Origin of the sequence: Sphingomonas sp. CCH21-G11 (assembly GCF_001555965.1) — a bacterium.
Lineage (GTDB): Bacteria > Pseudomonadota > Alphaproteobacteria > Sphingomonadales > Sphingomonadaceae > Sphingomonas.
Genome location: NZ_LSHX01000050.1, coordinates 85,915 through 107,040, shown reverse-complemented (window position 1 = coordinate 107,040; position 21,126 = coordinate 85,915). Strand labels below are relative to the sequence as shown.

The 21,126-nt window shown below is 68.0% G+C and carries 23 protein-coding genes; 7 read left to right on the top strand and 16 right to left on the bottom strand.

The window, feature by feature from the left end:
- Positions 1-24 precede the first annotated feature (24 nt).
- Genes AX676_RS13570 through AX676_RS17430 form a run of 5 tightly spaced genes read right to left on the bottom strand, consistent with a single transcriptional unit; the run spans position 25 to position 2,901 of the window.
- Positions 25-321 (bottom strand): NAD(P) transhydrogenase subunit alpha, encoded by a 297-nt coding sequence (locus tag AX676_RS13570; RefSeq protein WP_066481642.1) that lies wholly within the window; start codon positions 319-321, stop codon positions 25-27.
- 6 nt (positions 322-327) lie between these two features.
- Positions 328-1,272: an alpha/beta hydrolase gene (locus tag AX676_RS13565; protein WP_066481641.1), complete on the bottom strand. Its 945-nt coding sequence runs from the start codon at positions 1,270-1,272 to the stop codon at positions 328-330.
- Between the two features lie 5 nt (positions 1,273-1,277).
- Positions 1,278-1,649: a PH domain-containing protein gene (locus AX676_RS13560; RefSeq protein WP_066481639.1), complete on the bottom strand. Its 372-nt coding sequence runs from the start codon at positions 1,647-1,649 to the stop codon at positions 1,278-1,280.
- Entirely contained in the window at positions 1,649-2,773 is a 1,125-nt protein-coding gene (locus tag AX676_RS13555; protein WP_066481636.1) for an NAD(P) transhydrogenase subunit alpha, read from the bottom strand. The genes AX676_RS13560 and AX676_RS13555 overlap by 1 nt, the downstream gene beginning before the upstream one ends.
- Before the next feature lie 2 nt (positions 2,774-2,775).
- Entirely contained in the window at positions 2,776-2,901 is a 126-nt protein-coding gene (locus AX676_RS17430; RefSeq protein ID WP_082730865.1) for an aa3-type cytochrome c oxidase subunit IV, read from the bottom strand.
- Positions 2,902-3,059: 158 nt separating this feature from the next.
- Here AX676_RS17430 and AX676_RS13550 point away from each other — a divergent pair, with 158 nt between their 5' ends.
- Positions 3,060-4,490 (top strand): sigma-54-dependent transcriptional regulator, encoded by a 1,431-nt coding sequence (locus AX676_RS13550; protein ID WP_066481635.1) that lies wholly within the window; start codon positions 3,060-3,062, stop codon positions 4,488-4,490.
- A 120-nt stretch (positions 4,491-4,610) separates the two neighbouring features.
- On the opposite strand, the gene folP is transcribed toward AX676_RS13550, so the two are convergent.
- From folP to AX676_RS13525, 5 genes are all read right to left on the bottom strand, one after another.
- The gene (gene folP, locus AX676_RS13545; protein WP_231726231.1) at positions 4,611-5,741 is read right to left on the bottom strand and encodes a dihydropteroate synthase; all 1,131 of its coding nucleotides are present in this window, start codon (positions 5,739-5,741) and stop codon (positions 4,611-4,613) included.
- A 209-nt stretch (positions 5,742-5,950) separates the two neighbouring features.
- On the bottom strand, positions 5,951-7,072 hold the full coding sequence (locus AX676_RS13540; RefSeq protein ID WP_066481633.1) for a site-specific DNA-methyltransferase: 1,122 nt from the start codon (positions 7,070-7,072) through the stop codon (positions 5,951-5,953).
- Positions 7,073-7,452: 380 nt separating this feature from the next.
- Positions 7,453-8,049: a ribonuclease HII gene (locus AX676_RS13535; protein ID WP_066481623.1), complete on the bottom strand. Its 597-nt coding sequence runs from the start codon at positions 8,047-8,049 to the stop codon at positions 7,453-7,455.
- Positions 8,042-9,241: a bifunctional hydroxymethylpyrimidine kinase/phosphomethylpyrimidine kinase gene (gene thiD, locus AX676_RS13530; protein WP_066481685.1), complete on the bottom strand. Its 1,200-nt coding sequence runs from the start codon at positions 9,239-9,241 to the stop codon at positions 8,042-8,044. The genes AX676_RS13535 and thiD overlap by 8 nt, the downstream gene beginning before the upstream one ends.
- Positions 9,242-9,400: 159 nt before the next feature.
- Positions 9,401-9,625 (bottom strand): DUF1272 domain-containing protein, encoded by a 225-nt coding sequence (locus tag AX676_RS13525; protein WP_066481622.1) that lies wholly within the window; start codon positions 9,623-9,625, stop codon positions 9,401-9,403.
- 192 nt (positions 9,626-9,817) lie between these two features.
- Here AX676_RS13525 and AX676_RS13520 point away from each other — a divergent pair, with 192 nt between their 5' ends.
- Positions 9,818-10,141 carry a GIY-YIG nuclease family protein gene (locus tag AX676_RS13520; RefSeq protein WP_066481621.1) on the top strand — a complete coding sequence of 108 codons (324 nt, stop codon included), beginning with the start codon at positions 9,818-9,820 and terminating at the stop codon, positions 10,139-10,141.
- Between the two features lie 254 nt (positions 10,142-10,395).
- On the opposite strand, the gene glmM is transcribed toward AX676_RS13520, so the two are convergent.
- Positions 10,396-11,736, bottom strand: a complete 1,341-nt coding sequence (glmM, locus tag AX676_RS13515; protein WP_066481620.1) for a phosphoglucosamine mutase — start codon at positions 11,734-11,736, stop codon at positions 10,396-10,398.
- A gap of 72 nt (positions 11,737-11,808) precedes the next feature.
- Between glmM and AX676_RS13510 the strand changes: the two genes are divergently transcribed.
- Entirely contained in the window at positions 11,809-13,083 is a 1,275-nt protein-coding gene (locus AX676_RS13510; RefSeq protein WP_066481618.1) for a dicarboxylate/amino acid:cation symporter, read from the top strand.
- Between the two features lie 36 nt (positions 13,084-13,119).
- Here AX676_RS13510 and gorA read toward each other — a convergent pair whose 3' ends face one another.
- The 4 genes from gorA to pgi all read right to left on the bottom strand — a co-directional run bounded on the left by gorA (position 13,120) and on the right by pgi (position 16,744).
- On the bottom strand, positions 13,120-14,463 hold the full coding sequence (gorA, locus tag AX676_RS13505; RefSeq protein ID WP_156437796.1) for a glutathione-disulfide reductase: 1,344 nt from the start codon (positions 14,461-14,463) through the stop codon (positions 13,120-13,122).
- A complete protein-coding gene (gene vapC / locus AX676_RS13500) occupies positions 14,460-14,873 on the bottom strand; it encodes a type II toxin-antitoxin system VapC family toxin (RefSeq protein ID WP_066481615.1) in 414 nt (137 codons plus the stop codon). The genes gorA and vapC overlap by 4 nt, the downstream gene beginning before the upstream one ends.
- Entirely contained in the window at positions 14,870-15,064 is a 195-nt protein-coding gene (locus tag AX676_RS13495; protein ID WP_066481614.1) for a type II toxin-antitoxin system VapB family antitoxin, read from the bottom strand. The genes vapC and AX676_RS13495 overlap by 4 nt, the downstream gene beginning before the upstream one ends.
- Positions 15,065-15,250: 186 nt before the next feature.
- Entirely contained in the window at positions 15,251-16,744 is a 1,494-nt protein-coding gene (gene pgi, locus AX676_RS13490) for a glucose-6-phosphate isomerase (RefSeq protein WP_066481613.1), read from the bottom strand.
- A gap of 291 nt (positions 16,745-17,035) precedes the next feature.
- Between pgi and lepB the strand changes: the two genes are divergently transcribed.
- Genes lepB through AX676_RS13470 form a run of 4 tightly spaced genes read left to right on the top strand, consistent with a single transcriptional unit; the run spans position 17,036 to position 20,388 of the window.
- Complete coding sequence (gene lepB, locus AX676_RS13485; RefSeq protein ID WP_066481611.1) at positions 17,036-17,845, top strand: signal peptidase I; 810 nt, start codon at positions 17,036-17,038, stop codon at positions 17,843-17,845.
- Entirely contained in the window at positions 17,842-18,513 is a 672-nt protein-coding gene (gene rnc / locus AX676_RS13480; protein WP_082730866.1) for a ribonuclease III, read from the top strand. Before lepB ends, rnc begins: the two co-directional genes overlap by 4 nt.
- A 7-nt stretch (positions 18,514-18,520) precedes the next feature.
- Positions 18,521-19,435: a GTPase Era gene (era, locus tag AX676_RS13475; protein ID WP_066481602.1), complete on the top strand. Its 915-nt coding sequence runs from the start codon at positions 18,521-18,523 to the stop codon at positions 19,433-19,435.
- Positions 19,432-20,388: a carbon-nitrogen hydrolase family protein gene (locus AX676_RS13470; protein WP_066481600.1), complete on the top strand. Its 957-nt coding sequence runs from the start codon at positions 19,432-19,434 to the stop codon at positions 20,386-20,388. The genes era and AX676_RS13470 overlap by 4 nt, the downstream gene beginning before the upstream one ends.
- Before the next feature lie 4 nt (positions 20,389-20,392).
- On the opposite strand, the gene AX676_RS13465 is transcribed toward AX676_RS13470, so the two are convergent.
- Positions 20,393-21,094 carry an NAD-dependent deacylase gene (locus AX676_RS13465; RefSeq protein WP_066481598.1) on the bottom strand — a complete coding sequence of 234 codons (702 nt, stop codon included), beginning with the start codon at positions 21,092-21,094 and terminating at the stop codon, positions 20,393-20,395.
- Positions 21,095-21,126 lie beyond the last annotated feature (32 nt).

The following is a 21,126-nucleotide window of genomic DNA, read 5'->3' as shown; positions in this document are numbered from 1 at the left end:
TCCCGGCCTTCGCCGGGATGACGATTAATGTTTGGCCGCGGGCCGCTCCTTCTTCTTGTACATGCCCAGCATCCGTTCAGTGACCGCGAAGCCGCCGAAGATGTTGATGCTGGCCAGCACCACCGCCAGCAGGCCGAGCCACTTCGCGACCAGCGACCCCGCCGCGGCGCTGGCGACCAGCGCGCCGACGATGATGACCGACGAGATTGCGTTGGTCACCGCCATCAATGGCGTGTGCAGCGCGGGCGTCACCGACCAGACGACATAATAGCCGACGAAACAGGCCATGACGAAGATCGACAGGATCGAGATGAAGTCCATGGAAGATCAGCCTTTCGTAAGCGCGTCGGCAAGTTCGCGCGCGGCCTGAACGATGGCCTCGCGGCTTGCTGACGAGATGCCGGTGATTTCGGGAAATTGGTGGACCAGACCGGCGTGTCGGGTGAGCGTGACCGAAACGCCGGCGGCGTGTGCGCGTTGGGCAAGCTGCTCACCGTCATCACGGGCGGGGTCGTACTCGGCGGTGTGGATCAACAGGGCACGCATCCCGGCCAGGTCGGCCAGAGCCGGGACGATCGCCGGATCGCTGCGCTGGGCTTCATCCGGCAGATAAAGGCTCCACAGATACGCAAATTCCTGGGCGGTGCGACCGGCCCCGTTGGCGAAATCGCGATGGCTGGCGGTGCTGCCCGCCGGATCGGTTGCCGGGACCAGTGCCCAGACGAGCGCAGGCATCTCGCCGCCCGACCGAACCAGCGCCAGCGTCGCCATGATCACGTGGGTTGCGCCCGCGCTTTCCCCACCCAGCGCGATACGTGCCGCGTCGACGCCCAAACTGGCGGCATTCGCCCGCGCCCATTCAAACGCGGCGACCACCGCATCGCGCGCCGCCGGAAACGGATGCTCGGGAGCAAGCGGATAATCGAGGCACAACACCCGCAGACCGGATGCCGCAGCGATCAGTCGCACCAGTCGATCGTGCGAATCGAGATCGCCGACCGCGAACCCGCCGCCATGGACATAGATCAGCAGGCCACCGCCCTTGCGGCTCGACTCCGGCACATAGAGCCGCGCGGCGACTTCGCCCGCTTCGCCGGGGATCGCCAGATCGCGGGTCGTCACGCCGGAGTCCGGTTCGACCGAGTTCGCGATCACGGTGGCGCGATAGCCGTCGCGAAGTGCCGAGATCGCCAGCCCCTCGGTCGGCGGCCCCTGCTCGACCGACCGGACAAAGGTCGCCGTCTCCGGCTCGAAGGCAAAAGGCGCGCGCATCCCCGTCACTTCCCCCCGCCGAGCACATAACGGGCCAGCACCTGCTGGACCGCGACGATGTTTGCGCCGGCGCTCACCTTGACCAGCAGCGGCTCGGCGGTGCCGGTCATCCAGATCTTCATGTCGGAATCGAGGTCGAAGGTGCCGGCGCGCTCGATCGAATAACGGATGATCGAGCGATAGGGGATGGTCAGGATATCGACCTTGCGCCCGGTCAGCCCCTGGACGTTGGTCGTCACCACGCGGCGGTCGGTGAGGAAGACGAGGTCGCGGATCGTCTTGAACGCAATCAGGATGCGTTCGTCGGGCAGCAGGATCGGGCCATATTCGCGCGCGACCGCGTCGACACTCGCCTCGGTCGCGTTGAGCAGGCCCATCAGGCGGCCAGCAGCCGTGGATTGACCACCTGCCCGCCCTGGGTCACGCGGATCGCGTCGCCGATCTCCGCATCCAGCACCGGCTTGCCCGCTTCCTTGTCCCAGAAGGCCGACAGGAAGTTGAACAGGTTGCGCGCGAACAGTGCCGAGGCATCCGCCGCCAGCCGCGCGGGCACGTTGCGATGGCCGACGATCCGGACTCCGTGGCGCACCACGACTTCGCCCGCGACCGATCCCTCGACATTGCCGCCGCTTTCAACCGCCAGATCGACGATGACGCTGCCCGGCTTCATCGTCGCGATCTGCGCGTCGGTGATCAGCCGTGGCGCGGGGCGGCCGGGGATCAGCGCGGTGGTGATGACGATGTCCTGCTTGGCGATGTGGCTTGAGACCAGCTCGGCCTGAGCTGCCTTGTATTCGTCCGACATCTCGGTCGCGTAACCGCCGGTGCCCTCGCCCTCGATGCCCTTCACATTCTCGACGAAGATCGGCTTGGCACCCAGCGACAGGATCTGCTCCTTGGTCGCGGCGCGAACATCGGTCGCGGACACCTGCGCGCCCAGCCGCCGGGCGGTGGCGATCGCCTGAAGCCCGGCGACGCCGACACCCATGACGAACAGCTTGGCCGCCGAAACGGTGCCGGCCGCGGTCATCATCATCGGAAAGGCGCGGCCATATTCCGCCGCGGCATCGAGCACCGCCTTGTACCCCGCCAGGTTCGACTGCGACGACAGGATGTCCATCGACTGCGCGCGCGTGATGCGCGGCATGAATTCCATCGCCAGCGCCTCGACGCCCAGCGCGGCATAGGCATCGACCCGCGCCCGCTCACCGAACGGATTGAGCCCGGCGACCAGCCATGCGCCCGGTTTTACCCCCGCCAGGCTGGCGGGATCGGGGCCCTGCACGCCCAGCAGGATGTCGGCATCCTTCACGATGTCGGCGCGCGCGCCGGTCGTCGCGCCGGCGTCGACATAGCCCTGGTCGGGGACCATCGCCTGTTCACCCGCCCCCGCTTCGACCGCGACGGTCGCACCGAGCGCGATGAACTTCTTGACGGTTTCGGGGGTGGCCGCGACGCGGGTTTCGCCCGCAGCCTGTTCGCGAAGGACGGCGATCCGCACCTTTAAGCCGCGATCAGCCAGATCACGAACGCGGCAACCACGATCGTGATCACCGTGCTGACCTTCAGCAGCGACATGAAGAAGTCGAACGTCGCCTGATGGTCCTTGATGTCGCCGTTTCCGGCCATTTGCCATTCCCCTGCATCATTGCCTGTCCCCCGCTTTAGCTGCGAGCCGCCCGCCCCTCAAGAGCCGCGACGGCGCAACGAAGTGCGGGGCATTTAAGCCCCCCTTTACCGCTGACGGTTAAGGCAGTGACCGGAATCGGGACAATAAGGACGGTTTGATGACGCGAGATCGCCAGCGCCTGCTGATGCTGATCGACGATGAACCGGCGCAGCGCCGCCTGATCGCGGCGATCGCGGCGCGGCGTGGCTGGCGCACTGTCTTTGCGACCGGCGCGGAAATGGCGCTGGCGATGCTGGGGACGCCCGACGGGATGGCGCTGGAGGCGATCATCCTCGACCATTGGTCGCCCGATCTGGATGCGGCGGAATTGATCGCGGAGCTGCGCGTCAACCGCCCGGCGCTGCCCATCCTGATCCTGACCGCCGACGATTCGGTCGCGACCGCGGTCGGCGCGATGCGTGCGGGGGCCAGCGACTTCCTGGTCAAGCCGCTCGCCGCCGAACGGCTGCTCGCCGCGCTCGATTCGGCGGTCGGCGCACGCACCGCGGGCGAGCTGCGCCCGCTGACGGAGAAACTGTCGATGCCGCTGGCCTTTGACGAGATTGTCGGCTCCGCCCCGCAATTCCGCGCCGCGCTGGCGATCGCGGCAAAGGCGGCGCGTGCGCGCGTCCCCGTGCTGATCGAAGGCGAAAGCGGGGTCGGCAAGGAAGTGGTGGCGGAGGCGATCCACGCCGCATCGCCGCGCGCGAAGAAGCCGATGATCCGCGTCAATTGCGGCGCGATTCCCGCCAACCTGGTCGAAAGCGAGCTGTTCGGGCACGAACGCGGCGCATTCACCGGCGCGTTCGAGCGCAAGCTGGGCCGTTTCGCCGAGGCCGATGGCGGCACGATCTTCCTCGATGAAGTCGGCGAAATGCCGCTGGACGCGCAGGTGAAGCTGCTGCGCGTGCTCCAGTCGGGCGAAATCCAGCCGCTGGGCGCGCGCCATGTCCGCGAAGTCGACGTCCGCGTGATCGCAGCGACCAACAAGACGCTGCTGACCGAGGTCGAGGCCGGCAATTTCCGCGAGGACCTGTATTACCGGTTGAACGTCGTCCAGGTGACGATCCCGCCGCTGCGCGAGCGCGCCGGCGACATCGCGCCGCTCGCCCGCCACCTGCTGGCGCGGATCGCCCAGCAGCCGGGCTTGCGCCCGCTGGGCATCACCGACGAGGCGCTGGCGCTGCTCAACGCCTATGACTGGCCGGGCAATGTCCGCCAGCTTCAGAATGCGCTGTTCCGCGCCGCGGTGCTGTGCGACGGGCTGGCGCTGACCGAATCCGATTTCCCCCAGATCGCCCAGTTGTCGACGCTGCGCGCGACCGGCGGCGGGCCGCCGGCGGCCAGCCATGGGGGCAATGCCGGGGTCACCTTGTTCCGGTCCGACGGCAATCTGCGCGCGCTCGAGGAGATCGAGGCCGATGTGATACGGTTGGCGATCGGCCATTATCGCGGGCGGATGACCGAAGTCGCGCGCCGGCTGGGGATCGGCCGCTCTACGCTCTACCGCAAGCTGGGCGAGCTGGGGATCGACCAGAGCGCGGCGTGAATATCGTTGGACGTCGCCCCAGCGCAGGCTGGGGCCTCAAGCCATGCTTGGCGCTTCGATTGGCTTGAGATCCCGGGTTTCGCTGGGATGACGTCGTCACGTCGTGAAGTAGCTGCGTCCCTAAGCCCCCGGCACGCGCGCGGTCAGCGCGGCGTCGATCATGCCGCGCCGCACGCGCAGCGCCTGCACCGTTTCCGCCACATCGTGGACGCGGATCAGCTGCGCGCCCTGCGCCGCACCGGTCAGCGCCAGCGCGAGCGAACCGCCGAGACGCCGGTCCACCGGCGCTTCGTTCGCCAGCGCGCCGATCAGCCGCTTGCGGCTCGCGCCCAGCAGGATCGGGCAGCCGAGCCCGTGGAACAGCGCCAGGCCGTTCAGAAGCGCGAGATTGTCCGCAACCGACTTGCCGAAGCCGATACCCGGATCGACGACGATATTGGCGCGATCGACGCCGCGCGCCACGACCGCATCCACCCGCGCCGCCAGCCAGTCGAACACCTCGATCAGCGGGTCGGCGTAACCGGGGTCGCCGTGCGGGCCCTTTGCGGGATCGGGCGAGTGCATCAACACGACCGGGCAGCCGGCGCCGGCCGCGACCTCGACCGCGCGCGGATCGAAGGCGAGCGCCGCGACATCGTTGATCAGGTGCGCGCCGGCGGCGAGCGCGGCCTCCATCACCGCCGCCTTGCGCGTGTCGATCGACACCGGCGTGCCGGTGCGCGCGAGGCGTTCGATGACGGGGACGACGCGAGCGACCTCATCACCCTCCCACACCGTCGCCGCACCGGGGCGGGTCGATTCGCCGCCGACATCGATCAGCGCCGCGCCCTGCTCGGTCATTTCGACCGCCGCGCGCACCGACGCGTCGACGTCGCCGAGATGCTTGCCGCCATCGGAAAAGCTGTCGGGCGTAAGGTTGAGGATACCCATCACCTGCGGCTGGTCGAGCCGCAGCGTGCGCTCGCCCAGCTTTAGCGGCGCGCGCGGGCGCTGGATCGCGGTGGCGAGCGATTGCAGGCGCTGCGCCTGGGGTTCAGCCAGCGTGGCGGCGAAGGCATCGAAATCGGCGACGGCGACATGGCGTTCGGCCACTCGCGCCCCGCCATCGACGGCGATGACGTGCCAGCCGGCAAACCAGCTCATCCCGCCGGCCAGCCGCGCGACCTGGCCGTCACGACCGACCGGCGTATCGACGAACTGGACCGGGCGGAGATAGAGGCGGGAGGCCGCAGGAATGGCGGGTGGGGTCAAGGCCGGGCTCCATGCATGACGCAACGGGATGTCACCGTACGCCGTCCAAACTCAACCCGCTCATCCTGAGTAGGGACTGAGCGAAGCCGAAGGCCCGTATCGAAGGAGGCACCCGCGCGTTCGTCCTTCGATGCGCCGCTTCGGCAAGCTCAGCGACTACTCAGGATGAGCGGGTCCGAAAAAAAGGTCGATTAAGCAACCATCCCCCCTCAAGGCTGGGTGGCGAGCAGATAGCGTTGACGCAGCGCATCGATCGGTTCGAGGCCGCGGTCGCCCTCGACATGCCAGAAGGTCCAGCCGTTGCACGACGGCGCATCCTGCAGCGTCGCGCCGACCTTGTGGATCGAGCCGGTCGTATCGCCACAGGCGAGCGACCCGTCGGCGAGCACGGTCGCATGCCAGCGCCGCTTCGCATCGCTCAGCACCGTGCCGGGGGCGATCAGGCCGTTTTCGACGAGCAGGCCGAAGGCGACGCGCGGCGCCTTCACTGCAGACTTCATCGTCGTCACCGCCGATTCATCCAGCGGCAGCGCGGCGTCGATGCGCGCGCGCGCGGCGGCGACATAGGCGGGCTCGCGCTCGATGCCGATCCATTCGCGGCGCAGACGCCGGGCAACCGCGCCGGTCGTGCCAGTGCCGAAGAACGGGTCGAGCACCACGTCGCCCGGCTTGGTGCACGCCAGCAGGATGCGATAGAGCAGGGCTTCGGGCTTCTGGGTCGGGTGGACCTTGTGCCCGTCCTGCTTCAGCCGCTCCTGTCCACCGCAGATCGGAAATTCCCAGTCGGAGCGCATCTGAAGCTCGTCATTGAGCGTCTTCATCTGGCGATAGTTGAAGGTGTAGCGCGCCTTTTCGCCCATCGACGCCCAGATCAGCGTCTCGTGCGCGTTGGTGAACCGCGTGCCCTTGAAATTGGGCATCGGATTGGCTTTGCGCCAGATGATGTCGTTGAGGATCCAAAAGCCGAGATCCTGGATCGCCGCGCCGACCTTGAAGATGTTGTGATAGCTGCCGATCACCCAGATCGTGCCGTCGGGCTTGAGGATGCGGCGCGCCTGCGCCAGCCAGTCGCGGGTGAAGCGGTCATACACCGCCAGGCTGTCGAACTTGTCCCAGTCGTCGGTCACCGCGTCGACATGGCTGCCGTCGGGGCGGTTCAAGTCGCCGCCGAGCTGGAGGTTGTAGGGCGGATCGGCGAAGATCATGTCGACCGACGCCGCCGGCAGCGCGCGCATCGCGGCGATGCAGTCGTCCATCAGGATCTGGCCGAGCGGCAGCACGGGGGCCGGCGTGGCGACCGATCTTTGTCGAACCCTGGTCAGCACGGTCATGCTCTTCCCCCCTCAAACCGGAGCGCGAAGGTCGGCAAATGGCCCGCCGCGTCAAGCAAACATTGGTTAACGAAAAGACTGAGCAAATCGTTAACGCCGAAGGAAAGGCGGCCCGGCCACCAGATATTGAGTCCGCGCCGAAACGACCTCACCCAGTAATGGGGGTGTGGCCGAAAAGACTCTGGCCGTGGAATTGTTCGCCCGCACGCGCGTCACCCCGGCCTCGTGCCGGGGTCCACCGAGCCAATCGCGCTGTGGTTGGATAGCGCGGCGAAAATTCGCCAATGGCGCCGATGACGCCCGGATCGGCTTGGACAGCCACAGGCGGCGGGTGGACCCCGCAACAAGTGCGGGGTGACGGACATTGGCAGTAAGCGGCCTTACAACGGCAGCAGCGCCTGAGCGACGGGGGCGAAGCTGCGGCGGTGGAGCGGGGTCGGGCCGAGGTCGCGCAGCGCGGCGAGATGCTGACGGCTGCCATAGCCTTTGTTCGACGCCCAGCCATAGCCGGGATGCGCGCGATCGGCCTCCGCCATCAGGGTATCGCGGTGATGCTTCGCCACGATCGACGCCGCGGCGATCGACAGGCAGATGGCGTCGCCGCCGACCAGCGCACGGCTGGGCCAGGGCCAGTCGGGACAGCGATTGCCGTCGACCAGCACCATGCGCGGGGCGACCGCCAGCGCATCGACCGCGCGGCGCATCGCCAGCATCGTTGCCCACAGGATGTTGAGCCGGTCGATTTCCTCGACACTGGCGACGCCGATGCCGATGCGCGCGCACCCCAGCAGCTCGCCCGCCAGCCGCGCGCGGGCGATGGCGCTCAACGCCTTGGAATCATCGATACCGTCGGGAATGCAATCGGGGTCGAGGATGACGGCGGCGGCCACCACCGGACCGGCGAGCGGACCGCGCCCGGCCTCGTCCACGCCGGCGACCGGAGGCCCGTGTTCCAGCTCATGCGCGAAATCAGGCATCGTCGTCGATCCGCCACGGCGGATAGCGGCGCATCTCGCCCGCCTGATACAAGCAGATCGCATTGCCGGCGGGATCGGTCAGCCGCGCCTCGCGCCAGCCCCAGTCCTGGTCGACCGGCCCGTCGTCGATCGTCACCCCCTGCGCGCGCAGATAGGACAAGGTGACGTCGAGGTCGCCGCATTCGAAATAGACCATCGGGCGGGCATGCGCGCCCGCGTCGCGCTGGGCGATCGAGAAGGTCGCCCCGCCCTCGCTCTCGAAGCGCGCATAGCGCGGCTTGGCGCGGACGATCTGCTTGAGGCCGAGCAGGCGATAGAAATGCTCGCTGGCGGCATAGTCGTCGGCGGGGACGGTCACCTGGTTGAACATCGGCGCGAAGCGGCTGAGGTTGAGGTCGAGCCGCACCGATTGCTGCGCCATCGGGCCATGGCCATGGCCGAGCCCGGCCGCATCCTGCATCGCGATCCGCACGAAGCTGCGCGCGCGCGCGATCGCTTCGGCCAGGGTCCAGTCCTTGGCGAGTTCGGTGGCGATCGCGGCCGACAGCGTGCAGCCGGTGCCATGGGTCGCGTCGCCGTCGATGCGCGGCGCGCTCCATTCCATCTCGGGCGGCGCATCGGGCGCGACCTGGAACAGCCGGTCGGTGACCTGGCGGCCCTTGCCATGCCCGCCCTTGACCAGCACCGCGCACTGGCGGCGATCGGCGAGCGAGCGCGCGCTCGCCCGCTGCGCCTCGCGGTCGAGGATCGACATGCCCGACAGCGCCTTCAATTCGGGCAGGTTGGGCGTGGTGAGCGTAGCGACGCGCATCAGCCGCTCGAACGCGCCGATCGTCGCATCGTCGGCCAGCGCCGCGCCGGAGGTTGCGACCATGACGGGATCGAAGACGATCGGTACGCCCTTCAGCTCGGCCAGCCGCTCGGCGACGGCGAGCGCGGTGCGCGCCGATCCGATCATGCCGATCTTGACCGCGTCGACGCCGATATCGCCGACCACCGCGTCGATCTGGGCCAGCACCATGTCGGCGGGCACCGCGTGGACGGCGTCGACCCCCTGCGTGTTCTGGGCAGTGATCGCGGTGATCGCGGTCATCGCATGGCCGCCCAGCATCGTCACCGTCTTGATGTCGGCCTGAATGCCCGCGCCCCCGCCCGAATCGGACCCGGCGATGATCAGGATGCGCGGCGTCATGACGGCGAAGTTGCGGAAGTTGCGGGCATGGCGCGATGTCTGTCCCACCGGCGCGGCGGGGGTGTCAAGCCGGGGTTCTGGCGAAGGCGAAGGTGCCGCGACATCGGCGGTGGGTGTGCCACGATGGGGTGGATGTAGGACAGGGTCGTGGCGTGCCGATCAGCCCTTGTGCCTGCGCTCGCTGCTGGCGGGATGGCGCTTCAACGCCGCGCCGGTGCGGGTCGGCCGGTCCATCAGCTCGCCGCCGCAATTGGGGCAGCGATCGTCGAGCGCGTCGGCGCATTCGGCGCAGAAGGTGCATTCGAACGAACAGATGAACGCCCCCGGCGCGGCGGCGGGCAGGTCGACGCCGCAGCGTTCGCAATCGGGGCGCATGTCGAGCATGGCGGCGGTGGTAGCGGTGGCGGGCGCGGTTGGAAAGACGGCCGCGCTTTGCGCGCAGTGGCCGGGTGGACCCCGGCACGGGGCCGGGGTGACGAGCGCGATGCGCACAAAGTCGTCACCCCGGACTTGTTCCGGGGTCCACCGGGCGGCACGTTCGGCCTCGTGACGATTGAGCGGAACCCTTGCGTCTACATGCTCGCCAGCGGGTACAATGGCACGCTTTATGTCGGCGTAACATCGAACCTGCTCGCGCGGATCGTGCAGCACCGCGACGGGACATTCGGCGGCTTTACCGCGCAGTTCAGCGTCCATCGGCTGGTCTATTTCGAGTTCGCCGCGACGATGGAAGCGGCGATCTCGCGGGAGAAGCAACTCAAGCGGTATCGGCGCGAGTGGAAGCGCAACCTGATCGAGGCGCAGAACCCGGCGTGGAACGACCTGGCGGTGGGGTTCGGGCTTGAGCCGTTGAAGGTGATGCCCGGCGGCACGATGGACCCCGGCACGAGGCCGGGGTGACGATTGTCGCGTTACCAGGCTTGTCACGCCGGACGTGTTCCGGGGTCCACCGTGCCGCCGGGGCTGGCTGCGTTACGATGTGCGACGTCGGCAATAGGGCGGAAGGAGCGCGACCTCCGCCCGGCTCGGCAAGCGTTGCGTCTGGCGGCGCGGTGGACCCCGGCACGTGGGCCGGGGTGACGAGCCAGGAAAAGTGACCAACGTCAACCGGGCCGGGGCCAAGGTGACGCTCGCGCGTTATGGTCCCCGGACCCCTACCCCGCCGCTACCCTGACCGCGTCGCAGATGCGGTCGACTACCGCCTCGACCTGATCGGCATCGTCGCCTTCGGCCATCACGCGGATCACCGGTTCCGTGCCCGACGGGCGGATGACGAGGCGGCCGCGGCCGTCGAGTTCGGCTTCGGCGGCGGCGATCACGTCCTGAACGCGCGGGTCGTCGAGCGGCTTGCCGCCGGTGAAGCGGACGTTGCGGAGGAGCTGGGGCAAGGGATCGAAGCGGTGGAGCACTTCGCTGGCCGGCGCGCCGGCGCGGACCAGTTCGGCGAGCACCTGGAGCGCGGCGACCAGGCCGTCGCCGGTGGTTGCATAATCCGCGAGGATGATGTGCCCCGACTGCTCCCCGCCGACATTGTAGCCGGAGCTGCGCATTTTTTCGAGGACATGACGGTCGCCGACCTTGGTGCGGACCATGCCCAGCCCCTGGGCGGACAGGTGCCGTTCCAGCCCCAGATTGGACATCACCGTCGTCACCAGGCCGCCGCCGGCGAGCCGGCCCTGGCGCGCCCAGCCGGTCGCGATCGTCGCCATCAGCTGGTCGCCGTCGACGATATGCCCCTGTTCATCGACCACGATCAGCCGGTCGGCGTCGCCGTCGAGCGCGATGCCGATCGCCGCCCCGCTGGCGACCACGGTTTCGCAGAGCGTTTCCGGTGCGGTCGAGCCGACGCTGGCATTGATGTTCTTGCCATTTGGGGTGACGCCGATGGTGATGACTTCGGCCCCCAGCTCCCACAGCGCCGACGGTGCGACCTGATAGGCGGCGCCATTGGCGCAATCGACCACCAGCTTGAGCCCGTCGAGGCGGAGGTCGGCGGGAAAGGTCGACTTGGCGAAGTGGATATAGCGGCCGCGCGCATCCTCGATCCGGCGGGCGCGTCCGATTTCGGCCGAGGGCGCGAGCGGCACGTCGCCGTCGATCAGCGCCTCGATCGCTTCCTCGTCCGCGTCCGACAGCTTGTAGCCATCGGGCCCGAACAGCTTGATCCCGTTATCGGCATAGGGATTGTGGCTGGCCGAGATCATCACGCCGATATCGGCGCGCATCGACTGGGTCAGCATTGCCACCGCCGGGGTGGGCATCGGCCCGACGAGCACCACGTCCATGCCGACCGAGGTGAAGCCCGCGGTCAGCGCGTTTTCGAGCATATAGCCCGATAGCCGCGTATCCTTGCCGATGACCACGCGGTGGCGATGATCGCCGCGCTGGAAATGCGCGCCGGCCGCCATACCGACCTTCATCGCCGTCGCAGCCGTCATCGCCGATGCGTTGGTGGGTCCGCGAATTCCGTCGGTTCCGAAATATTTTCTTGCCATTACGCTGCCTGTCTTCACCTTGCGCAGTCTGTTGGGCCGGTGTGATAGCGCCCGTTTTCAAGAAGGGCGAGCATGTCACAGGCAACCCGCATCCTGGCCGCGCTGATCCTGGGGCTGGTGGCCGGCATCGCCATGGGCGAATGGGCCCCCGACGCGACGAGCCGGATCGCGGGCTGGACCGACCCCATCGGGACGTTGTGGCTGAACGGGCTGCGCATGACGATCGTGCCGCTGGTCGTCGCGTTGCTGGTGGTCGGCATCGCCAGGGCGGCACGCGCGGCGAGCGCCACCGCTTTCGCGGCCAAGGTACTGGCGCGCTTCGTCGCGCTGCTATGGGTGTTCTCGGCGCTGGGCGGGCTGATGACGCTGGGACTGCTGGCCCTGTTCCCGATGCCGCGGGCATCGGCCGATGCGCTGAAAAGCGCGCTGAGCAGGGCCGGCGACGTGGGCGAGGTGCCGCCCTTCGTCGAGTTCATCAAGGGCATGGTGCCGACCAACCCGATCAACGCGGCGGCGACGGATCAGCTATTGCCGCTGATCGTGTTCACGCTGATCTTCGCCTTTGCGGTCGTGCGCCTGCCCGAACCGCATCGCGGCACGCTGGTCGGGCTGTTCGATGCGATCGGTGAGGCGATGATCATCATCATCAACTGGGTGCTGTGGCTGGCCCCGGTCGGCGTTACCGCGCTCGCATTCGGGCTGGGCGCGCGGACGGGCAGCGCGGCGCTGGGGGCACTGGCCCATTATGTGCTGATCGTCTCGTCGGTGGGGCTGATGATTTTTCTGCTCGCCTTTTTCGTTGCGCTGGCGGGCAAGCGATCGCCGGGTGCGTTCGTCCGCGCGATGCTGCCCGCATGGGCGGTGGCGATCAGCACGCAGTCCTCGCTGGCCAGCCTGCCCGCAATGCTGCGCGGCGCGGATGCGCTGGGCGCAGCCCATGCGCAGTCGAGTGTCATCCTGCCGATGGCGGTGGCGATCTTTCGCGCGACGAGCCCGACGATGAACGTCGCCGTCGCCTTCTACATCGCGCATTGGTACGGGATCGAGCTGACCCCCTACAGCGTCGCGATCGGCATTGCCGCGGCGGCGATCACGACGATGGGGTCGGTCGGCTTGCCCGGTACGATCAGCTTCGTGACCTCGATCGCCCCGATCAACTCGGCCATCGGCGTCCCGATCGAGCCGCTCGCGCTGCTGGTCGCGGTCGAAACCCTGCCCGACATCATGCGCACGCTCGGCAATGTGACGATGGACGTCGCGGTGACGGCCACGATCGCCGACCGCGGGGACGGCGACGACCCGCGCGAAGCCGACGTGATTCCGGCTCCCGGATCAGGTCGGGGGTGACGGGGGTCGGTTTCGGGCGTCCGCGCCCGACGCCCGTCAGCGCATCAGCACCAGTTCCTCCGACATGGTCGGGTGGAGCGCGACCGTCTGGTCGAACGCATCCTTGGTCAGCCGTGCCTTGATCGCGATTGCGGCGACCTGAAGGATCTCGGGCGCGTCGGGGCCGATCATGTGCAGCCCGACGATGCGGCCGGTGTCGCTTTCGCAGATCATCTTGTAGAGCGCGCGCTCGTTGCGGTCGGCGAGCACGTTCTTCATCGGCCGGAAATCGGACTGATAGACCTTGATCGAGCCGAGCCGGTTGCGCGCCTCGCCCTCGGTCATGCCGACACCCGCCATCGGCGGATGGCTGAACACCGCGCTGGGGATGCAGCTATAGTCGACCCGCGTCGGCTTGTTGCCATAGATGGTATCGGCAAAGGCCTGGCCCTCGCGGATCGCGACGGGCGTGAGCTGGACCCGGTTGGTGACGTCGCCGACCGCATAGATGCTGGGGCAGCGCGACTGGTTGTCGGCATCGACCTTGACCGCGCCCTTGTCGAGTTCGACCCCGGCAGCTTCGAGGCCGAGGCCGCGGGTATTGGGGACGCGGCCGGTGGCGAACAGCACGGTGTCGACCTCCATCGCGTCCGATCCGTCGAGATCGACGCGCAATGTGCCGTCGTCGCGCTTCTCGATCGACTTGAAGCTGGTGTTGAAGCGGAAATCGATGCCCTTGGTCATCGAGATCTGGAGCAACCGGTCTCGGATCGATTCGTCATAACCGCGCAGGATCACGTCGCTGCGGTTGATCAGCGTCACTTGCGCGCCGAATTCGTTGAAGATGCCGGCAAATTCGTTGGCGATATAGCCCGCGCCCGCGATCAGCACCCGCTTGGGCAGGGTTTCCAGATGAAACACGTCGTTCGAGGTAATGCCGTGCTCGCACCCCGGGAAATCGGGAATGTGCGGGCGCGCGCCGGTGGCGATCAGGATGCGTTCGGCAGTAACCGTCCGCCCGCTGGCCAGGGTCACCTCCTGCGGGCCGCTGACCGTCGCGCGCTCGCGGAAGATCTCGACCTGATGATGCTCCAGGGTCGAGGTGTAGGAATCGATGATGCGGTCGACCGCGGCCAGCACGTTCGCCTGCAACCGTGGCCAGTTGAAGCCGCAGGTCGGCACGTCCCAGCCGAAATTGCGCGCGTCGCTCAGATCCTCGGCAAAATGCGCGCCGTAGACGAGCAGCTTCTTGGGCACGCAGCCGCGCACGACGCAGGTGCCGCCGACCTTGTGCTCCTCCGCCACGGCGACGCGCGCGCCATGCGCGGCGGCGACGCGCGAGGCGCGCACGCCGCCCGATCCCGCGCCGATCACGAAGAGGTCGTAGTCGAATGCCATCAATTCACTCCGGATGCGGGGTCGAGCACGGGGATCAGCCCCAGATGCTCGACAAAGGGGTCGAAATCACGGTCGCTGTAGAGCAGCGCCAGCCCGTCGCGAATACAGCGCGTCGCGATCAGCGTGTCGATCGTCTTGCGGACCGTGACACCCTTTGCGCGCAAGATGCGATAATTGCGCGCGGCGGCGATGGCGATTTCCTCGCCGCCGACCTCGATCACCGGGAATACCTGCATGTCGCGTCGAAACGCTTCAAACAGCTTGTCCTCGCGAATCCCCTGGAGGACCTCCATCAAAACAAGATCACCGACGAGCACCTCGTCACTCATCGTCATTGCCTGGAACGCCGCGACCGCTCGGGTGTGGTTGCCCCGCAGCGCGTCGATCCAAACGCTCGAGTCAACGACGATCAATCGTCGCGCCGCATGGCATCGAGATCACCTTGCCAGTCGATCTTGCCGAAATATTTGAGGATTTCGCGCTGGCGACCGATCTGCACGGTCTTGCGGAGCGCGATCTCCACGGCTTCCTTCTTGGTCTTCGCTCCGGTTGCCTTGATGGCCTCCGCCATCAAGTCATCGTCGATGTCGATATTGGTACGCATGATGTGTATCCTCGGGCAACTCTATACACATAGGGTGGCAGCCTGACCGGCGCAAGGACGAAGGCCAATTCGCCCATGACGCCCCGTCACCCGGTGTTGTAGCCGGAGTCCTGCTGCCTGATCCGGCGCGAGAAGCAGCGGGCCCCCGGCACGAGGCCGGGGTGACAAGGTTCTCAGTTGCAGGGTCTAGCCAAACGCGCGGGCGATCAGGTCCTGGGTCGAGGGATCGAAGTCGAGCCCGCCCTGGTCGGCGGCCTTGGCCATTTCCTTGCCGAGCTCGACCCCGAACTGGTCGAACGGGTTGATGCCGAGCAGCGCCGCATTCACGAAGGTGCGCTGTTCGTAGAAGGCGATGAGCGCGCCGAGCGTGCGCGCGTCGAGCCGGTCGAGCAGCAGCGTCGACGACGGCCGGTCGCCGGGATAGGCGCGCGCCGCATCGTCGTTGGCGCGGCCCTTCATCAGCGCGGCGCCCTGGGCGAAGGCGTTGAGCAGCAACTGGCGGTGGTGCGCGTCGGCGAGCGCGTCCTCGGGCTCCACCACGGCCACGAACTCGACGGGGACGACATGCGTACCCTGATGGAGCAGTTGGAACACCGCATGCTGGGCATCGGTGCCGACCCCGCCCCAGGTGATCGGCGCGGTCGCGCGGGTCACCGGCTGGCCATCGGCGGTCACGCGCTTGCCGTTCGATTCCATTTCGAGCTGCTGGAGATAGCTGGGCAGCAGCCGCAGCCGCTCGTCATAGGCGAAGGTCGCGCGGGTCGCGCAGCCCATCACCTGAGTATACAACAGGTCGGCGAACGCGGCGAGCACCGGCGCGTTGCGATCGAGCGGGGCGAGGCGGAAATGGCGGTCCATTTCGGCCGCGCCCTCCAGCAACTCCTCGAACTGGTCCCAGCCGAGCCCGAGCGCGGCGGGAAAGCCGATCGACGACCACAGCGAATAGCGCCCGCCGACGCTTTCGGCGAACGGCAGGATACGGGTTTCGTCCACGCCCCACGCCATCGCCTTGTCGGGCGCGGCGGTCAGCGCGACGATGCGGCCATAGGGATCGGCGACCCCGCTTTCGGCGAGCCACGCGATCGCGCTTTCCGCGTTGAGCAGCGTTTCGGTGGTGGTGAACGTCTTCGACGCGATTGCGATGAGGGTCGCGGCGGGATCGAAGTCGCGAATCGCCTCCTCGAGCGCCAGGCCGTCGACATTCGAAACGATCGCGACGTCGTAGCGGTCGGCATCGCGACCGAGCGCGTCGACGATCAGGTCGGGGCCGAGCGCGGAGCCGCCGATGCCGATGTGCAGGATGTGGCGGACGGGGCCGAGCGCCTCGGCCTCGATTGCGTCGATCAGCGCGCGCATCCGGGATTGAAAGCCACGTGCGCGCTCGACGCTGTCAGGCGCGCCCTCGCCGCGTTCGGCGCTGTGTTCGGCGGCGCGGCCTTCGGTCACATTGATCGCGGCGCCGGCGAACAGCTGGTCACGCTTGGCCACAAGACCCGCCGAGGTGGCGAGCGCCTGAAATGCGTCAAGCGCGGCGGCGTCGAGATGGGTCTTCGACCAGTCGAAATGGATGCCGGCGATATCTAGCGTGAGGCGTGCCAGCCGGTCGGGATCGCCGTCGAACAGGCTTGCGATCGGCGTAGGCTTCAGCGCGTCAATGGCGCTCCAGTCGGCTTCACTCATATTGCGACTCCTCTGCGGGCTCACCACCCGGTCTTAATCAATCGCGTGACTCGGAACATCGGACCGCTCCCCACGCCCCGGCTCCACCGTCACCCCGGCCTTGCGCCGGGGCCCGCTGCCGGACCGGTCGCGAGAAAGCGGGACCCCGGATCAAGTCCGGGGTGACGCCCTCCCTGAACCAAACCATCAGAAGCGCGGGCGAGCCTGGTTGGCGTTGCCCTAACCGCCCGTCCCGCAATCCGCCACCCGCAAAGCTGGCGCGGCGCAAAAATTGGCGCTACGCGGGCGGTCATGGCCAGATCGATCCGCGCAGCCGCGCAACCGCCCCGTTCCGAGTGGCGCGAAACCCTCTCCTTTCTGCTCAAGCTCGCGATCCTGATGTTCGTGGTCAGAAGCTTCATCTTCTCGCCCTTCAACATCCCGTCCGGGTCGATGCTGCCGCGCCTGCTGATCGGCGACTATCTGTTCATCACCAAGTGGAATTACGGCTATTCGCGCCATTCGCTGCCGTGGAGCCTGCCGCTGATCCCGGGCCGCATCCTGGCGTCGGACCCCGCGCGCGGCGACGTGGTGGTGTTCAAGGCACCGCCGGCGGACGAGCAGGACTGGATCAAGCGGGTCATCGGCCTGCCCGGCGATACGGTGCAGGTGCAGGGCGGCGTCCTGTATCTGAACGGCAAGCAGGTGCCGCGCCAGCGCGTCGCCGATTTCGTGCTGCCGGTCACCCCCAATTTCGGATGCCGCGGCGCGTTCCAGGACCAGGCCGCCGACGGCACCCCGATCTGTCGCTATCCGCAGTTCCGCGAGACGCTGCCCAACGGCAAGAGCTATCTGGTGCTCGACCAGGGGTTCAGCCCCGGCGACGATACCCCCGTCTTCACCGTGCCGGCCGGCCATGTGTTCATGATGGGCGACAATCGCGACGATTCGACCGACAGCCGCTTCGCGCGCGAGGCGGGCGGGCTGGAATATGTCCCGATGCAGAATCTTGAGGGCAAGGCGGTGGTCAATTTCTGGTCGACCGACGGCAGCGCCCAGTGGCTGCTGCCCTGGACGTGGTTCACCGCCGCACGCTGGGGGCGCATCGGGGAAGGCTTTTGAGCGACACGGACGTGGCGGGATGGGTTGCGACCCATTTCCGCCACACGCCCGCCGACCTGGCCCCTTATCTGCGCGCCGTGACCCATGGCAGTCAGCGCGCCGAGAACTACGAGCGGCTGGAGTTTCTGGGCGACCGGGTGCTGGGGTTGCTGATCGCCGAATGGCTGTATGAGCGGTTCGGCGGCGAGCCGGAGGGCGCGCTGTCCAGGCGCCTCAACGCGCTGGTGACCGGACCCGTCTGTGCCGCGGTCGCCCGGCAGCTGGGCCTGCCCGCGCTGCTGCGGCTGGGCAAGCAGGCGCGCGACGACGGTGCGGCACAAAGCGACAATGTGCTGGGCGATGTCATGGAGGCGCTGATCGGCGCGCTCTATCTCGACCAGGGCATGGGTGCCGCGCGCGATTTCGTCCGCCGCGTCTGGGCGGACCGGATCGACACCCAGACGCACGCGCCGCGCCACCCCAAGTCGGCGTTGCAGGAGTGGGCGGCCGCGCATCAGCGCCGCGCGCCGGTGTACGAGGTCGTCGAGCGCGCCGGGCCGCACCATGCGCCGCGTTTTCGCGTGCGTGCCTCGATCGGCAAACTGGCCGAGGCCGAAGCCGAAGGCGCATCGAAGCAGGAAGCCGAAACCGCCGCCGCCGCCGCGCTGCTTGCGCAACTGACAAAGTGACCGGACGATGACCGAAACCCCCGAAATCCAATTACAGCATTGCGGCTTGGTCGCGATCGTCGGCGCACCCAATGCCGGCAAGTCGACCCTGGTCAACGCGCTGGTCGGCCAGAAGGTGGCGATCGTCAGTCCCAAGGCGCAGACGACGCGCGCGCGGCTGATGGGCCTGGCGATCGAGGGTGCGACCCAGCTGTTGCTGGTCGACACGCCGGGCATCTTTACCCCCGAACGCAGGCTCGACCGCGCGATGGTCGCCGCCGCGTGGGGCGGGACCGAGGGCGCAGACGTCATCGCGCTGGTCGTCGATGCCAAGGGCGGGCTGCCCCAGCGCGTCGCCGACATCGCCGAGGGGCTGGCGGCGCGGCACGAGCCCAAGTTCCTGGTGCTCAACAAGGTCGACATCGCCGACAAGCCGCGCCTGCTGACCCTCGCCGCAAAGTTGAACGAACGGGTGGGGTTCGCCGAGACCTATTTCGTGTCGGCCACCACCGGCGACGGGGTGGCCGAGCTGAAGACGGCGCTGGCGGCGCGGATGCCCGAAGCGCCGTGGCATTTCCCCGAGGACCAGGTGTCCGACGCGACCGACCGGATGCTGGCCGCCGAGGTGACCCGCGAGCAGCTTTACCTCCAGCTCCACGCCGAGCTGCCCTATGCCAGCGCGGTCGATACCGAGCTGTACAAGGAGCGCGAGGACGGATCGGTCGAAATCCACCAGCAGATCCTGGTCGCGCGCGAAACACAGCGCGCTATTGTCCTAGGCAAGGGCGGCAGCCGCATTAAGGAGATCGGCGCGCGGGCGCGGGCCGAGCTGTCGCGGATCATGGGGGTGCGCGTGCACCTGTATCTCCACGTCAAGGTCCGGCCCGAATGGATGGAGGATCGCACCCTCTATCGCGACATGGGGCTGGACTGGGTGGAATGACGAAACAGATACGCGCAGCAATCGTTCAGGCGGCGCCGTTGCCGCTGGCGATCGGCGAGGGCATCCGCGAACTGATCGGCCATGTCAAACGCGCGATCGACGCGGGCGCGCAGGTGATTGCGTTTGGCGAGACGTTTCTGGGCGGCTATCCGCTCTGGCTCGACGAAGCCCCCGACGCGGCGATGTGGGACCATCCCGGCACGCGCGCGCTGCACGCCATCCTGCTCGACCAGGCGGTGCGTGACGACGACCCGCGGCTGGAGCCGCTTCAGGCGCTGGTCGACAAGGCGGGCGTGCTGGTCAGCGTCGGTGCGCACGCCCGCGTGCGGTCCAGCCTGACCAACACGCAATATCTGTTCCGTCCTGGCCAGCCGCCGCTGCCCCACCGCAAGCTGGTGCCGACGCATGGCGAGCGGCTGATCTGGGCGCGCGGCGACGGGTCGACGCTGGACGTGCATGCGGCGGACTGGGGCGCGATCGGGTCGCTGATCTGCTGGGAACACTGGATGCCGCTGGCGCGCGCGGCCATGCACCATGCCGGCGAAGCGGTGCACGTCGCCGCCTGGCCCACGGTGCGCGAGATGTATGCGGTCGCCAGCCGCCACTATGCGTTCGAGGGCCGCTGCTTCGTGCTGGCCGCAGGCACGATCCAGCACCGCGACGAGGTGCTCGACGGGCTCGCGCGGGTCGGCGGCGATACGGACGCGCGCGCGCTGCTGATGGGGATGGCCGATGGCCAGCTCCAGATGGGCGGCAGCGCAATCATCACCCCCGAAGGAACGGTCGCAGCGCAGGCTGGCGCGCAAGCGGAGTTGCTCGTCGCCGACCTCGACCTCAGCCAGATCGGCCGCGCGCTGACCGCGCTCGACACCGACGGCCATTATGCCCGCCCCGACGTGTTCGAACTGCATGTCGACCGGCGCGAAAAGGCTGGGCTGGTCGAGCGGGGGTGAGCGGTCAGCCCGCGAGCACCGCATCCACCCAGGCGGGGACCAGCTCCCCCGCCCGCCCCAGCCGGGTTTCGTCGAAGAACAAGCTGCCCTCCGAGGGATCGAGATTCATCTCCAGCGTGTGTGCGCCCCAGTGGCGGGCGGTGCGGACGAAACCGGCGGCGGGATAGACCGCGCCCGACGTGCCGATCGACACGAACAGGTCGCAACCGGCAATCGCGGTGTCGATTGCGTCCATCCGATAGGGAATCTCGCCGAAGAACACGATGTCGGGACGCAGCGACGGCAGGCGGCAGCGGCCGCATTCGGTGGCGGGCGGCAACGCCCCTTCCCACGCCCGCCGATCGCCGCAATGCGCGCACAGCGCCGATTTCAGCTCGCCATGCATGTGGATCAGTCGTTTCGCCCCCGCGCGCTCGTGCAGGTCGTCGACATTCTGGGTCACGATCAACAGCCCGCCCGGCCATTCGGCATCGAGCCGCGCGAGTGCGACATGCGCGGCGTTGGGCGCGACCCGCGCCAGCGCGGCACGGCGTTCGTCATAGAAGCGGTGGACCAGCACCGGATCGCGCGCCAGCGCCTCGGGCGTGCACACGTCCTCGACCCGGTGCCCCTCCCACAGCCCGCCCGGCCCGCGAAAGGTGGCGATGCCGCTTTCCGCCGAAATGCCCGCGCCGGTCAGCACGACGATGTTGCGAATTTCCGTCATTCCCCGTCCTTATCCCGCGCCGCGCCCCGCGA